The sequence below is a fragment of the Pseudarthrobacter sulfonivorans genome, from assembly GCF_014712225.1.
GTDB classification, from domain to species: Bacteria; Actinomycetota; Actinomycetes; order Actinomycetales; family Micrococcaceae; genus Arthrobacter; species Arthrobacter sulfonivorans.
Map to the genome: position 1 here is coordinate 216326 of NZ_JACXBW010000001.1, position 14364 is coordinate 230689.

The following is a 14364-nucleotide window of genomic DNA, read 5'->3' on the forward strand; positions in this document are numbered from 1 at the left end:
GTCCCGTCCTTAGGTTGGTGAGGGTGCCTTGGCGGCGAGGTCAGTCCTGGCCGAGGTGCGCGGCGGAGATCCGCTGGCCGGCAGTTCCGATGACTTCGTTCAGGGCGCGGAGGTCGAACAGGCCGGTGATGTCCGCCTGCTTGGTGGTGCCTGCGTCTGCCCCGTCCTTGAGTAGTTTGGGGTACGTTCCGGCGAGCGGGTCAACGGTAAAAATGACGTTCTGCAGGGACCGCTCAAGGACATCGGCGGGGAGTGCAGCGCCGGCCGATTCCTGCAGGGCGGAGTTGATGACGTCCGTCTTTTCCGCGGCGGGTGCGTTGTTCAGCCAGGCTACTGACTCGACATGGCCGCGCAGGAGGGCCTTCACCGTGTCCGGGTGTTCGGCCGCGAACTTCTTGTTCACAATCAGGATGGTGGTGGGGAACTCGCCGGCCTTGCCGGAAAGGGAGCCGTCCCACAGGTCCTTTTCATCCACCAGGACCTTGGCCCCGGCGGTCAACACCAAACGGGACGCCCACGGCTCAGGCAACCACGCGCCGTCGAGCTTTCCATCCTGGAACAGCTTCAGCGTCTGGGCGTTGTCCGTGGGATTGATGGCGACGTCGCCGCTGCCGTCCACGTTCGTTTTGTAACCCTGCGACGACAGCCACGCGCGCAGCGCCACGTCCTGCGTGCCGCCAAGCTGCGGGGACGCCAGGGTCTTGCCCTTCAGGTCCGCGGCCGAGGTGATCCCCGGCTTGACCACCAGTTGCGCGCCGCCCGCGGCGGCGCCGGCGATGATGCTGACGGACTCGCCCCTGCTTTTGACGAACGAGTTGATGGCCGGATTCGGGCCTATGTAGGCGGCGTCGATGGCGCCGGCGTTCAGTGCCTCGATCGCGGCGGGCCCGGCGTTGAACGTTTCGGTGCCGAGCCTGGTGCTGCCCAGGTTGCGGGCGAGGATTCCCTGTTTCACACCCACCAGCGCGGGAGCGTGGGTCAGGTTTCCGAAGTAGCCCAGCTTCAGCTCGTCAGCCGGTGTGGCCGCCGGCGCGGCCTCAGCGGACGAGTCCCGGGAAATGTTGGACGCCACCACGGCGCCAAAAGCGATCAGCAAAACCAGCCCGATGGCCAGGGCAGCCTCGACGGCACGCTTGCGCTGGGGTACAGCGCTTTCGCCTGCCACGATGCGGGTCATCCCGGGCTTGGAACTTGTCATTGTTTCACCATAGGGAGTGACATAAACCCATTCAATGAAGCAGAAACGGGGGGTCACGCGGGTTCACGCGGCGTCACATTCCGCACCGCGTTGAATCCACAACGCGGCCGGTTCAGTCCCCTTTAACGTTGATCAGCTGACGCAGTTTGTGGCGGACCTTGACCAGGTCAGCGGCATCGTGCATCACCTGGTCGATGGGTTTGTACGCCGCCGGAATCTCATCGATAAACGCCTCCGTGGCCCGGAACTCGATTCCCTGCATGGCCGTCTTCAGCTCAGCCAGCGAGAAAGTCTTGCGCGCGGCCGTCCTGGAATACTCCCGGCCGGCGCCGTGCGGGGAGGAATTGAGCGAGACAGGGTTGCCCAGGCCCTCCACAACGTACGACGCCGTTCCCATGGATCCGGGAATCAGTCCGGGATCGCCGTGCTCGGCCCTGATGGCCCCCTTGCGCGACACCCACAGGGACTTCCCGTAGTGGGTTTCCTGCCGGGTGAAGTTGTGGTGGCAGTTGATCCGTTCGCGTTCCGTGACGGGGCCGCCCACCCAGTGGCCGAACTGCGTGATGACGCGGTCCATCATTTCCTCGCGGTTCAGCAACGCGAAATGCTGGGCCCACCGCAGCTCTTTGATGTACCGGTCAAATTCGGAAGTGCCTTCCTCCAGGTAGGCGAGGTCCGGGTCCGGCAGCCTGGTGCCACGCTTCCGGTTGACCTGCTGCGCGACGCCGATGTGATGCTGGGCGATCTTGTTGCCGACGCCGCGCGAGCCGGAGTGCAGGAACAGCCAGACGGCGTCGGATTCGTCGGCGGACACCTCGATGAAGTGGTTGCCCGAGCCCAGGGAGCCCAGCTGCAGCTCCCACTTTGCGACGTACTGGGCAGGGTTGAAGCCGGCTTTGGCAGCCAGCTTCCTGAGTTCGGCGATCCGCGGCTCGGCGGTGGCCTTGACCGTCCGGTTGTTGTGGCCGGCGGACAGCGGGATGGCCCGTTCGATGTCCTCGCGCAGCCGTTTCCGGTCCTTGGGAAGGTCCTGCACCGAGTACTGGGTGCGGACGGCGATCATGCCGCAGCCGATGTCCACGCCCACGGCTGCCGGAATGATCGCGTGCAGGGTGGGAATTACCGAGCCCACGGTGGCTCCCTTGCCCAGGTGGGCGTCCGGCATCAGGGCAAGGTGCGGGTAGATGAACGGCAGCGTGGAGGTGGCCACGGCCTGCGCGCGGGTCTTCTCGTCCAGGATTGAGGCCCAGTTGATGAGCTTGCTGGTGATGGTTTCCAACAGTCTGCCCTCCCACTCCCGATGATGGTGGGCTGAACGAGGCGTGGCAAGGGCTGCGGGAGGTCCCGAACCGCGAAATCGCCGGAAACGTGCGGGATCGCCGGGCAATTCCGGCGATCCCGCACGTTTCCGGCGACCTCGGCGCTTAGATGGAGTAGCGCTCGTCCTCGTGGTCGCCCGGGTGGTCCTTGACCAGGCCGGCTGCCAGCGTGTTGCCGTCCTGTGGGTCGATCACCAGGAACGCGCCGGTGCGGCGGTGGTGCAGGTAGTTCTCCAGCGGCAGGGGCGCGGCGAGCCGGAGCTGTGCGTGGCCGATGTCGTTGAGTTCCAGGCTGGATGCGCCTTCAAGCTTGAAGCTGGCCAGGTCGAGCTTGCCGCTGACGCTGCGGACCAGCGCCTGGACGGTGCGGGTGCCGTGCTTGACCAGCACCTTGGCACCTTCCCGCAGCGGCTTGGGCGAGAGCCAGCACAGAGCGGCGTACAGGTCGGCTGAGGCTTCGCGGACAGTGCCGGCGGCGGCGATCGTGTCACCGCGGGCGACGTCGAACTCGTCCGCCAGCCGGATTGCCACGGACTGCGGGGCGAACGCTTCCTGCAGGGACTCCCCGGCGAAATCGATGCCAGCCACCGTCGTCGTGCGCGGATCCTGGCCCGGGGTCAGCACCGAAACCTTGTCCCCCACCTTCACGGAGCCCTCGGTGATCTGGCCGGCGTACGCACGGTAGTCGCGGAAGGCCTCCACGTCCAGGCCGGCGGCCACGGCGTCGGGGGCCAGCGCGCCCTGTGGCCGGATGACCAGCTGCACGGGGAACCGGAAGCTCTCCAGCTGCGTGTCGATCTCATCGGCGGCCGGCAAGGTTTCGAGGACCTCCAGCAGGGCCGGGCCGTCGTACCAGGGGGTCCGCTCGGAACGGTCCACCACGTTGTCGCCGTCGAGGGCGGACACCGGAATCACCAGCAGGTCGTCGATGTGGTCTGCGGTGCCCAGTTCGGCGGAGCCGATGCCCAGTTCCCGCGCAACCTTCTGCACGTCCGCCTGGATCTCACGGAAGACGGCCTCGCTGAAGTCCACCAGGTCGATCTTGTTCACGGCCACAATCACGTGCGCCACGCGCAGCAGCTGCAGCACGGACAGGTGCCGGCGGGTCTGCTCGAGGACACCCTTGCGGGCGTCAATGAGTACGACGACGGCATCCGCCGTGGACGCGCCGGTCACCGTGTTTTTGGTGTACTGCACGTGCCCGGGGCAGTCGGCGAGGATGAAGCTGCGGCGGTCCGTGGCGAAGTACCGGTAGGCGACGTCGATGGTGATGCCCTGCTCGCGCTCGGCGCGCAGGCCGTCGGTCAGTAGGGCGAGGTCGATCCCGCCCTTCTCGCCGCCGAAGCCGCGGTCGGACGAAGTGCGGGCAACGGCGTCGAGCGTGTCAGCGAGGATCGCCTTGGAGTCGTGCAGGAGGCGGCCCACCAAAGTGGACTTCCCGTCGTCGACCGATCCTGCGGTGGCGAAGCGGAAAAGGGTGGTGGGCAGGGCTGTTTCCAGATCCGCCGGGAGAACTGCTTCGGTGGTCATTTAGAAATACCCATCCTTCTTGCGGTCTTCCATGGCGGCCTCGGAGATGCGGTCATCTGCGCGGGTGGCGCCACGTTCGGTGATGGTGGAGGCGGCAACTTCGATCACAACGTCGCTCACGGTGGCTGCGTCCGATTCCACCGCACCGGTGCAGGACATGTCGCCCACGGTGCGGTAGCGGACCGTCTTGGTGATGACTTCCTCGTGCGGCAGCGGCTGGGAGACCTCGCCGACTGCCCGCCACATGCCGTCGCGGGCAAAGACTTCGCGGTCGTGGGCGTAGTAGAGGCCGGGCAGCTCGATGTTCTCGCGTTCGATGTAGCGCCAGATGTCCAGCTCGGTCCAGTTGCTGATGGGGAATGCGCGGACGTGCTGGCCCACGGTGTGGCGGCCGTTGTACAGGTTCCACAGCTCGGGGCGCTGGTTCCGCGGGTCCCACTGGCCGAACTCGTCGCGGAGGCTCAGGATGCGCTCCTTGGCGCGGGCCTTGTCCTCGTCGCGGCGGCCGCCGCCGAACACGGCGTCGAACTTGTTCTGCTGGATGGCGTCCAGCAGCGGCACGGTCTGCAGCGGGTTGCGGGTGCCGTCCGCGCGTTCGGTCAGCTCACCGCGGTCGATGAACTCCTGGACGCTACCGACGACGAGCTTCAGTCCCAGCCGGTCCACCGTCCGGTCGCGGAAGTCGATGACCTCGGGGAAGTTGTGCCCGGTGTCCACGTGCAGGACAGGGAACGGAACCTTGCCCGGCCAGAACGCCTTGGTGGCCAGGTGCAGCATCACCACGGAGTCCTTGCCGCCGGAGAACAGCAGCGCAGGCTTCTCGAACTCGGCCACGACTTCGCGGATGATGTGGATCGCTTCGGACTCGAGGGCGTCCAGGCTGGAGAGGCGCGTGGAGACGGCAGCTTCAGTCACCTGGGTGGTCTCCTCAGTTAGGAAAGTGCTCATACGTGTAGTCCGCATTCTGTCTTGTCGGAACCTGCCCAGCGGCCGGCGCGGGGGTCATCGCCGGGCGCCACCTTGCGGGTGCAGGGCTGGCAGCCAATGGAGGGATAACCCTGGGAAAGCAGCGGGTTGACGGGCAGGAGGTTGTCGTCGGAGTACTGGACCAGCTGGTCGAACGTCCATGCAGCGACGGGGTTGACCTTGACCAGGCCGTTGGCCTCATCCCAGGTCACCAGCGGCGTGTTGGTCCGGGTGGGGGCCTCGTCGCGGCGGACGCCGGTGAACCAGAGTTCGTAGCCGGCCAGGGTGCGGCGCAGCGGGGCCACCTTGCGGAGGGCGCAGCACTGGGCCGCGTCCCGGGCGAAGAGGTCCTTGCCCAGGAGCCGGTCCTGCTGCTCCACTGTGTTTTCGGGCAGTACGTCCACCACGTTGACGCGCAGGTTCGCGGCCACTTCATTCCGCGTGGCGTAGGTCTCCGGGAAGTGGTAGCCGGTCTCGAGGAACAGGACGTCGACGCCGGGCATCTGGTCAGCGACCAGGGCCGGGAGGACGGCGTCGGCCATGGAACACGCGACGGCGACGGCGGGCAGATCGAAGTTGCGCTCCACCCAGGCGATCACGTCGCGGGCCGGGGCGTCCCAGCCGAGCTCGGCGGCGCCGGACTCGGCGAGGGCCTTGAGTTCATCGTGCGAGCGGAGGGTGTTGGCGGGCGATGCCGCCGTGGCCTCAACCTGCGCGGTGGCCTCGGCCGGTGCAACCACTGGATCTACTCCCAGCGCGTGTTTGCTCACTGGAGGGCCTCCTCGTCTGCTGCGTGGGCCCATTCGGCGAAGGTCTGGCCTTCGGCGCGCTGGGCCACGAAAGTGCGCACCACGCGCTCCACATAGTCCGGCAGGTCCTCGACGTACACCTTGAGGCCGCGGACGGTGCGCCCCAGCCCTGCCTCCTCGCGGTCCGACGAAGCCAGCCCGCCGCCCAGGTGGACCTGGAATCCCGGGGAGGGATCGCCGTCGGGCGTTGGCAGCATCATGCCCTTCAGGCCGATGTCCGCGGTCTGGATGCGGGCGCAGGAGTTGGGGCAGCCGTTGATGTGGAGGGACAGTGCGTGCGGCAGTTCGCCGGAAGTGGCGAGGTCCGCCAGGCGGCGTTCCAGGTCGGCAACGGCGGTGGCGGCGGTGACCTTGGTTTCCACGATGGCCAGCTTGCAGTATTCGATGCCCGTGCAGGCGATGGTGCCGCGGCGGAACACCGACGGGCGGGCGGACAGGCCCAGGGCGTCAAGCTCAGCCACCAGCGGTTCAACCTGGTCCTTCGCGACGTCCAGGACCACCAGCTTCTGGTGCGGGGTGGTGCGCAGGCGGTAGGAGCCGGCCGCTTCGAGGGTGTCGGCGAGCTTTACCAACTGTGCGCCGGAGAGGCGGCCGGCCAGCGGGGTGGCACCGATGAAGAACTTGCCGTCCTTCTGTTCGTGCACGCCGATGTGGTCGCCGGGGGTGGTGGGCTTGGGCGCGGCCGGGCCGTCGGCCAGCTTGTAGCCGAGGTACTCGTCCTCGAGGATCTGGCGGAACTTCGCCGGGCCCCAGTCGGCCAGCAGGAACTTCAGCCGGGCCTTGGTGCGCATGCGGCGGTAGCCGTAGTCGCGGAAGATGCTGGTGACGCCGAGCCACACGTCGGCGGCTTCCTCCGGCCGGACGAAGGCCCCGAGGCGCTTGGCCAGCATCGGATTGGTGGAAAGCGCACCGCCCACCCAGAGGTCATAGCCGACGCCCAGCTCGGGGTGGACCATGCCCACCAGGCCGAAGTCGTTGATCTCATGGACCACGTCCTGGCTGGGGTGGCCGGTGATGGCGGTCTTGTATTTGCGCGGCAGGTTGGACAGCAGCGGGTTGCCGATGAACCGCTCCCCCAGCTCAGCGATGAGCGGGGTGGGGTCGATGATTTCGTCCTTGGCGATGCCGGCCACGGGCGAGCCCAGGATGACGCGGGGAACGTCGCCGCAGGCCTCGGTGGTGGACAGGCCCACACCTTCGAGCCGGTTCCAGATCTCGGGGATGTCCTCCACCCGGATCCAGTGCAGCTGGATGTTCTGGCGGTCGGTGAGGTCGGCGGAGTCCCGGGCAAAGTCCACGGAAATCTGGCCGATGACGCGCAGTTGCTCGGTGGTGAGCGCGCCGCCGTCGATCCTGACACGGAGCATGAAGTACTTGTCTTCGAGCTCGTGCGGCTCGAGCGTTGCGGTCTTGCCGCCGTCGATCCCGGGCTTGCGCTGGGTGTACAGCCCCCACCAGCGGAAGCGGCCGTGGAGGTCCTGGCTGGGGATGGCGTCGAAGCCGTCCTTGGCGTAGATCGTCTCGATACGCTCGCGGACGTTGAGGCCGTCGTCTTCCTGCTTCCAGGTTTCGTTGGCGTTCAGCGGGGTTTTCCCGTCCACTTTCCACTGCCCGTGCGGCTTTGCAGCGGGGCGGCTGGACGTGCGTGCGGGGCGCTTGGCGGCTGCGGGGTCCGCGGACGCTCCGGCTAGAGCTGTATCAGTCATGCATCGACTGTAGGTTGCCCACAATTGCGTCACAAAGGGTCGGGAAACCCTGAGTCACCTAGGGAAACATTTCGTCACGAACCGCCGGTGAGCCTTGAAGAAGCCCGCTTCCTGTGATTCGCCGGGCCTTTGTATTCAGGGCGCCGGGGCGCCGCTACTGACCGCGCGCGACGGCGGCGTCGAACCGTTCCAGCGCAATCTCGGCGAGCACGGCGGAGGGCAGCAAGGGTTCCGTCACGAGGTCGGCGCCCGCCTTGGCCAGCTGGTCGTGGAAGAAGCCCGGCGCGAGGAGGTAGGACGCAATCACCACGCGGCCGCGGAGGTCAACAGCCCCCGCGGACTCCCCCGCCCCGGCACCCCCTGCCGCTTCCTCGCGAAGCATGGCGACGGCGTCGGACACTGACGGCTTGGCTGAGGCACCGTAGGCGGGCTCAATCCGGTTACGCCGCAGCTCCCGGAGCTGACCGCCAAGCTCCTCCACGCTGATGGCGGCGTTCGGATTGGAGGACCCCGCAGCGGCGAGGACAATCGAGTCGCGGTCCGTGACGCCGGCCTCGCGGAGGCGCTGGTCCAGCAGGGCCGCGAGCCTTGGATCGGGGCCCAGCGGCCCGGCGGCAAGGGTCCCCGGGCGGCTCTTCACCGCCCGCGCGATGTCCACCTTGACGTGGTAGCCCACACTCAGCAGCAAGGGTACGACCACGGCCCCGGCACCTTCGGGCAGGCCCGCCACCACGTCCACGAGATCCGGCTGCTGGACGTCCACGTAGGCTTCCCGCACGTCCAGGCCCGGGCGGAGTGCGGCAATTGCGGCGCGCAGGGCGTTGACCTCGGCCGCGCCCTGCGGGCTCGATGTCCCGTGGGCACAGGCGACCATGATGGGTGTGTTCATAGCCGCTAGCGTAACGTTGGAGCCGCACTGTCCGCCCACTTTGAATCAACCGGGACGCCCATGACATTCGCCTTTGACACCGCTCCCGTGTGGCTGGACCTTGTGGGCGTGTTCTTCTTTGCAGTGTCCGGCTCGCTCCTGGCGGCGCGGAAGAACATCGACATCGTGGGGTCACTGCTCCTGGCTTCGCTTGTCGGCCTGGGCGGCGGCATAATCCGGGACCTCATCCTGGCCGGCGGCCCGCCCGCCGCGTTCAGTAACCCGGCCTACCTTTTCCCTCCCGTGGTGGCCACGGTCCTCGTGTACTCCCTCTACACCAGCGTCGAGCGGTTCACTTCGCTGCTGACACTGTTCGACGCCGGCGGGCTCGCACTGTTCTGCATGACAGGCACCGTCAAGGCCCTCGCCGCCGGCATGAATCCGGTGGCCGCGGCGCTGCTGGGCGTGATGACTGCGGTGGGCGGCGGCCTGTTGCGCGACGTCACGGCCAACGAAGTTCCCGAGCTCTTCAACCCCAGGGACATTTACGCCTTGCCGGCGTTTCTGGGGGCGGCCCTGACCGCCGCGCTGTGGGTTGCGGGCGCCTTCAACGTCCTCACTGCCGCAGCCGTTGCCGCCGTGGTGTTCACGTTCCGGGTCCTGGCGTGGCGGCGTTCCTGGCAGGCCCCGCTGGCGGTTCACGGCTGGCATCGGCGGGAGGAAGGCGGGGCTGGTTCCGGGGACGGTGGCGGCGGCAATGAGGGTCCCGGCGATTAGCTAGGATTGGGACCATGACTGACATGTTCCTCGAGAAGTTCCGCGCGCTTGTTCCGAAGTATCTCGAGGATGAATGGCAGGAAGAGGATGGCCTGTCCGCGGAGGAACTGGACGCGGCCCTCGCCGAACACCAGTTCCAGGTTCCGCTGGTCCTTCGCGAGTTCTACCAGGCCGTTGGCGGCTGCGAGGACCTCATGGAGGCGTACCACTACTTCTGGGACCCCGAAGAGCTGGAAGTTGATGACGAAGGCTTCCTGATGTTCCTCGAGGACGAGGAGGAACAGTTCACCTGGGGCTTCCGCGTGGGAGATCTCGGCGTCCCTGACCCCATCGTGTACCGCCGCAACAACGCCCGCGCGCAGTGGAAGAGCGAGGAAGGCACCTTCTCCGAGTTCGTCTTCGACATGTTCGAGTGGGCCTTCAACGACGAAGAGGACTAAAGCTCCTGGGTGCCTGCCCGGCCCACGTGGCCGGGCAGCCGTCGTGGGGCACATTGACCGGATTGCGTAACTTATAGCCGCCGACGTGGCTAACATCCTTGATTTTCCGGGCAATATTTGGAGACGCGCCCGGATAACTTACGCATTTGCGTCGGGGGCGGAGGCCGACTTCAGTGAAACTTGCCTTCACGCCGGAGTTTGAGGACCCTGAGAACCTCCGCCACCATAACGTCCGGCGTGTGAACCACATCGTCGTAGTAGTACCGCAGCACAAGGTAGCCACCCAGGACGCTGCTGTTGTTTCGGCGCTGGTCTTTCTTGACCGACTTGGGCGCGAAGTGGGTTGAACCGTCGGTTTCCACCACCAGGCATTCCTCGATGAGGAAATCGACCTCGCCGACGCCTGGGATGAAGACGTGCCGCCGCACGCGCAGGCCAGCCCGCCGGAAATGCGTGTTTGCCAGGACTTCCAGGAGCGAGTCTGCTCGCGGAATGACCAGGTCCAGCACCGACCTGGCAGTTCCGTTGCGCCTCCCTTGAGCCTTGGCATAGAGGAAGTCCAACTCTATGTCGCGTCTACCGACCGCCGACTGCACCATGACCAAGGATTCCAACTCGGGCAGGCAACGAAGGCTGTGAAGCAAGACGTCCGCGAGGCCGGCGACTGGCAGCCAGCCATGCCTGGGGTGTTGAGGCCGGCCATGCTCGACCACTTTGGCAGCTGGCCCCGGATGACTCCTGCACAGGTGCAGCCCCCGGGCTTCATCGAGTGTCCACAACTCATAGAACGGAGCGGCTGAGACGCATGTCAGGAGTCCCCCGTGCGCCATCGCCTCGCCGAGCTGGTTCAAGCTGGGAAGGCTGTAGACCCCGCGGCTGAGCTTCAATGCCAGGCCCATGGAGACGGCGTTGGCAATCGCGGGCCGTCCGAACCCGGCTTGCCTCAACTGCGCGGCACGAGCCACCCCACCGTGCCTCCGAAGGAAGTCGATAATGTCCACCAAATCAGCCTGGCGCGCGGAGGCCGCGGCGAGGAGACCTCACCTCGGCTATGTGGACAACCTAACTGGCATGGCGGCACCCAAAGTGCGTGACTTTTGGCGGTCCGACGAGTCAAGATCCCAGTGCTTCCGGGCTTCCAGATCCCTCAAAGGGCCGAAAGTTACGCATCTTGGCCTCACAGAGCGGGTTGAGCGGGCCGCCGAGCCAAAGAGGGGAAGCTCAGCGCCGGGGAACGCGCATCCCGCCCCGCAATGTGCCCCGCGAGGGACTCACGAGCCTGTGACACGCACCTAACAGCTGGCTTGCGTTATGTGACAAACCTGTCATAAACTGTTCATGGATCCGCTAAACGCCTCCGGCGGGTCTGATGCGAACGGAGATATAGCCCCGGTTCGACGTAACGTGTGACTCATAACGTTGCTGAGAACCGGGGCTATTGCATTTAAGCCGGCGCCCGCCCAGCCCACCCAAACGAAAGCGGAGCCCCGCCGAGTCGACCCCGGCAGAGCCCCGCGCAAAGAAGACCGAATCAGCTGGCGCGGTCCACCACGGCCAGCGCGAAGTTGGAGAGCGAGGCTTTCACAACGCCCTCCGGCAACGGCGCCAGGGCAGCGATGGCTTCGTCGGCCCAGCGGCGAGCGACCACCCAGGACTCGGCAGTGACCGGGTGCGCTCGCAGCCCGGCCACGGCAGCAGCCAGCGCATCATCGGAGGTCAGGTCCCCGTCAATCAGCTTCAGAAGTTCGACGGCGGACTGGTCACCGGCGGCGGCATCGCGGCGCAGGAACAGGACCGGGAGTGTCGGGACGCCTTCGCGGAGGTCGGTGCCCGGGGACTTGCCGGACTTGACCTTGACGCCGGTGACATCGATGACGTCGTCGGCGAGCTGGAAGGCCACACCCACCTTCTCGCCGTATTCCACCAGCAAGTCTTCGTAGGCCTCATCGGCACCGGCGAAGATGGCACCGAGCTGGCCGGACGCCGCAACCAGGGAGCCGGTCTTATCCGCGATGACGGAAAGGTAGTGTTCCACCGGGTCCTCGTCCGGGCGCGGGCCCACGGTTTCGTGCAGCTGGCCGAGGCACAGGCGTTCGAAGGTGCGGGCCTGGATGCCCAGCGCGCGGGAGCCCAGCTCGGACACCAGGATGGACGCGCGGGCGAAGATGAGGTCGCCAGTGAGGACGGCCACTGAGTTGCCCCAAACTTCGTGGGCTGTGGGCGCGCCGCGGCGGAACGGGGCCGAGTCCATGACGTCGTCGTGGTAGAGCGTGGCCAGGTGCGTCAGTTCCACCACCACGGCCGCCTGCACCACGGCGGGCAATGAAGCGTCACCGAGGTGGGCGCAGAGCAGGGTCAGCAGCGGCCGGACACGCTTGCCGCCGGCCTCGACGAGGTGGCGCGACGTTGCGTCAGCCAGCGGATCGGAGTTGGCGATGGCTTCGCGCAGCTTCTTCTCCACCCGGGCCAGGTTGGTGGTGATGGCGGGGCCCAGCTCGGCATCCTCCGCGATCGCCGCGAATCCGGCCGGCAGCTGAAGGGCCGTGGCGATGGCGGTCGTATTGAGGCTGGGTTCGGAGTCAGGCAGGCCGTGCCCGGCATGCGTCCAGCTGTGGTCTGCAGAGTTGGTCACTGGTTAACCCTAACTTTTTGTTGCGGATACCGCTGGTTCGTAGCCGAGGGGGTGTTGGACGTGGCCGGAACCAGCGATTCCAGGACCCGGATTACCCTGTCCTCAAAACCCTTCGCTGCCGGATCGGTCAGGTTGGCGAGCAGCCGCACCACAAAGCGCATCAGCACAGGAATCGGCATCCCCGTCCGGAGCGCGAGCTTCATCACGGAGGGCTTTCCGATCAGCGCGGCAAATGCCCGGCCCAGCGTGAAGTGCGATCCCCACTGGCCGCGCACATAGTCCGCGTACCCGGCGAGGTGCGCGTCGGCGTCGTACGTTAGCCCCGCGGAAACAGACCGCGCGGAAGCGTCAATGATGAACTCCGCCGCGAACCGCGCCGACTCCATCGCGTAGGAAATGCCTTCGCCGTTGAACGGGGAGACCATGCCGCCGGCGTCACCCAGCAGCAGGAGGCCGGGAGAGTAGTGCGGCGTGCGGTTGAAGCCCATGGGCAGCGCGGCACCCCGGATCTCGCCCACCTGGTTCTCCGGGGTGAAGCCCCACGCGGGGGGCATGGCGGCGGTCCATTCGCGCAGGACCTGCTTGTAGTCGAGCTTGCCGAATTCCTTGGACGAGTTCAGGATGCCGAGGCCAACGTTGGAGGTGCCGTCGCCGACGCCGAACACCCAGCCGTAGCCGGGAAGCAGTTTTCCGTCGCGGCCCGGGAGTTCCAGCCAGCCTTCCATCCAGTCGTCATCGTGGCGCGGGCTGGTGAAGTACGTGCGGACCGCGACGCCGAGGGGGCGGTCGTCGCGCTTCTGGATGCCCAGTGACACGGCGGTTCGGGTGGAGTTTCCGTCCGCGGCGAGTACGACGTCGGCACCGAAGTCGCGAGTCTCCCCCGTCTTGCGTCCCGACTCGTCCAGGAGCGCTGCGCGGACACCGGTCACGCGGCCGTCTTCGGACCGCAGGGCTTCAGTGACGCTGTGCCGTTCGAGGATTTCGGCGCCGGCGGCCTGCGCGTGCCGGGCCAGTTCCTCGTCGAAGCCAACGCGGGTGCGGATCAGGCCGTACTGCGGGAAATCGGACACCTCGGGCCAGGGCAGCTCGATGGTCCGCCCGCCCGCAATGAGCCGCAGGCCCTTGTTGCGGCGCCAGCCATCAGTTTCGGGGTGTGGCAGGCCGAGTTTCTGGATTTCGCGGACCGCGCGCGGGGTGAGGCCGTCCCCGCAGACCTTCTCGCGCGGGAAGCTGGTCTTCTCGAGGACAGTCACGCTGATGCCCGCCTTGGCAAGGTAGTAGGCAGCGGTGGACCCGGCCGGCCCGGCGCCGACAATAAGTACGTTCACAGGTATCAGCGGGTGATGTTGCGGCGAAGCTTGGCCACGGGGCCCTTGTGCGCGGCAATCGCGGCAGCGCCGCCGTCAGGAGTTGATTCGAGCGGCTTGGTCGCCCGGTGGACGGCCACGATCCCGCCGGTCAGGTTCCGGTAGGTGACCTTTTCCCAGCCCGATTCCTGCAACCAGGCGGCCAGGTGGTCCTGGTCCGGCCAGGCGCGGATGGATTCCGCAAGGTAAACATAGGCGTCCGGGTTGGAGGCGACCTTCACTGCGATGGCCGGGAGGGCACGCATCAGGTATTCGGTATACATCGTGCGCCACAGCGGAACCACGGGCGCGGAGAACTCGGCGATGACCAGCCTGCCGCCGGGCTTGGTGACGCGGAGCATTTCGGCCAGCGCCTTCTTGGGCTCGTTGACGTTGCGCAGCCCGAACGAGATGGTGCTCGCGTCGAAGCTGTTGTCCGCGAAGGGCAGGTTGGTGGCGTCACCGGCAACGAAGTTGATGTCCGGGCGGCGGCGCTTCCCAACCTTGAGCATGCCGAGGGAGAAATCACACGCAACCACATCTATGCCCGCATCGGCATATGGCTCACTGGACGTCCCGGTTCCGGCTGCGAGGTCGAGCACCCGCTGGCCGGGACGCACGTCCACGGCATCCACCACAATTTTGCGCCAGCGGCGCGTCTGTCCCATCGACAGAACATCGTTGACGACGTCGTATTTTGGTGCGACGTCGTCAAACATCGTGGCTACTTCGTCCGGACGCTTATCCAAGGATGCTCGGTTCACTCCGTCATT

General features: G+C 66.6%; 13 protein-coding genes. 2 read left to right on the forward strand and 11 right to left on the reverse strand.

Annotation, left to right across the window (positions count from 1 at the left end; all coding sequences use genetic code 11):
* Positions 1–40: 40 nt before the first annotated feature.
* From IAQ70_RS01050 to IAQ70_RS01080, 7 genes are all read right to left on the reverse strand, one after another.
* Entirely contained in the window at positions 41–1177 is a 1137-nt protein-coding gene (locus tag IAQ70_RS01050) for an ABC transporter substrate-binding protein (RefSeq protein WP_190987677.1), read from the reverse strand.
* A 133-nt stretch (positions 1178–1310) separates the two neighbouring features.
* Positions 1311–2477: an RtcB family protein gene (locus IAQ70_RS01055; RefSeq protein WP_190987444.1), complete on the reverse strand. Its 1167-nt coding sequence runs from the start codon at positions 2475–2477 to the stop codon at positions 1311–1313.
* A gap of 145 nt (positions 2478–2622) precedes the next feature.
* On the reverse strand, positions 2623–4047 hold the full coding sequence (locus IAQ70_RS01060) for a sulfate adenylyltransferase subunit 1 (RefSeq protein WP_190987445.1): 1425 nt from the start codon (positions 4045–4047) through the stop codon (positions 2623–2625).
* On the reverse strand, positions 4048–4995 hold the full coding sequence (cysD, locus tag IAQ70_RS01065; protein WP_190987446.1) for a sulfate adenylyltransferase subunit CysD: 948 nt from the start codon (positions 4993–4995) through the stop codon (positions 4048–4050).
* On the reverse strand, positions 4992–5783 hold the full coding sequence (locus IAQ70_RS01070) for a phosphoadenylyl-sulfate reductase (RefSeq protein ID WP_190987447.1): 792 nt from the start codon (positions 5781–5783) through the stop codon (positions 4992–4994). The genes cysD and IAQ70_RS01070 overlap by 4 nt, the downstream gene beginning before the upstream one ends.
* A complete protein-coding gene (locus IAQ70_RS01075; protein WP_223858585.1) occupies positions 5780–7528 on the reverse strand; it encodes a nitrite/sulfite reductase in 1749 nt (582 codons plus the stop codon). Before IAQ70_RS01075 ends, IAQ70_RS01070 begins: the two co-directional genes overlap by 4 nt.
* A 154-nt stretch (positions 7529–7682) precedes the next feature.
* Entirely contained in the window at positions 7683–8417 is a 735-nt protein-coding gene (locus tag IAQ70_RS01080) for a sirohydrochlorin chelatase (protein WP_190987448.1), read from the reverse strand.
* Between the two features lie 60 nt (positions 8418–8477).
* On the opposite strand from IAQ70_RS01080, the gene IAQ70_RS01085 reads away from it, so the two are divergent.
* Together IAQ70_RS01085 and IAQ70_RS01090 are read left to right on the forward strand one after the other, a co-directional pair.
* Positions 8478–9173, forward strand: coding sequence for a trimeric intracellular cation channel family protein (locus IAQ70_RS01085; protein ID WP_190987449.1), 696 nt, complete (start codon positions 8478–8480; stop codon positions 9171–9173).
* Between the two features lie 14 nt (positions 9174–9187).
* Positions 9188–9613 (forward strand): hypothetical protein, encoded by a 426-nt coding sequence (locus IAQ70_RS01090; protein WP_190987450.1) that lies wholly within the window; start codon positions 9188–9190, stop codon positions 9611–9613.
* A 170-nt stretch (positions 9614–9783) separates the two neighbouring features.
* Here IAQ70_RS01090 and IAQ70_RS01095 read toward each other — a convergent pair whose 3' ends face one another.
* The 4 genes from IAQ70_RS01095 to IAQ70_RS01110 form a co-directional block, all read right to left on the reverse strand.
* Complete coding sequence (locus tag IAQ70_RS01095; RefSeq protein ID WP_190987451.1) at positions 9784–10614, reverse strand: type IV toxin-antitoxin system AbiEi family antitoxin domain-containing protein; 831 nt, start codon at positions 10612–10614, stop codon at positions 9784–9786.
* A 530-nt stretch (positions 10615–11144) separates the two neighbouring features.
* On the reverse strand, positions 11145–12245 hold the full coding sequence (locus IAQ70_RS01100; protein ID WP_190987452.1) for a polyprenyl synthetase family protein: 1101 nt from the start codon (positions 12243–12245) through the stop codon (positions 11145–11147).
* Entirely contained in the window at positions 12242–13573 is a 1332-nt protein-coding gene (locus tag IAQ70_RS01105) for a geranylgeranyl reductase family protein (protein ID WP_190987453.1), read from the reverse strand. The genes IAQ70_RS01100 and IAQ70_RS01105 overlap by 4 nt, the downstream gene beginning before the upstream one ends.
* A 5-nt stretch (positions 13574–13578) precedes the next feature.
* Positions 13579–14355, reverse strand: coding sequence for a demethylmenaquinone methyltransferase (locus IAQ70_RS01110; RefSeq protein ID WP_317983544.1), 777 nt, complete (start codon positions 14353–14355; stop codon positions 13579–13581).
* Positions 14356–14364: the final 9 nt, after the last annotated feature.

Excerpts from the sequence above, each read along its gene's own strand:
- IAQ70_RS01050 (WP_190987677.1), bottom strand. The coding sequence starts at position 1,177 with ATGACCCGCATCGTGGCAGGCGAAAGCGCTGTACCCCAGCGCAAGCGT.
- IAQ70_RS01060 (WP_190987445.1), bottom strand. The coding sequence starts at position 4,047 with ATGACCACCGAAGCAGTTCTCCCGGCGGATCTGGAAACAGCCCTGCCC.
- cysD (WP_190987446.1), bottom strand. The coding sequence starts at position 4,995 with ATGAGCACTTTCCTAACTGAGGAGACCACCCAGGTGACTGAAGCTGCC.
- IAQ70_RS01075 (WP_223858585.1), bottom strand. The coding sequence starts at position 7,528 with ATGACTGATACAGCTCTAGCCGGAGCGTCCGCGGACCCCGCAGCCGCC.
- IAQ70_RS01080 (WP_190987448.1), bottom strand. The coding sequence starts at position 8,417 with ATGAACACACCCATCATGGTCGCCTGTGCCCACGGGACATCGAGCCCG.
- IAQ70_RS01085 (WP_190987449.1), top strand. The coding sequence starts at position 8,478 with ATGACATTCGCCTTTGACACCGCTCCCGTGTGGCTGGACCTTGTGGGC.
- IAQ70_RS01090 (WP_190987450.1), top strand. The coding sequence starts at position 9,188 with ATGACTGACATGTTCCTCGAGAAGTTCCGCGCGCTTGTTCCGAAGTAT.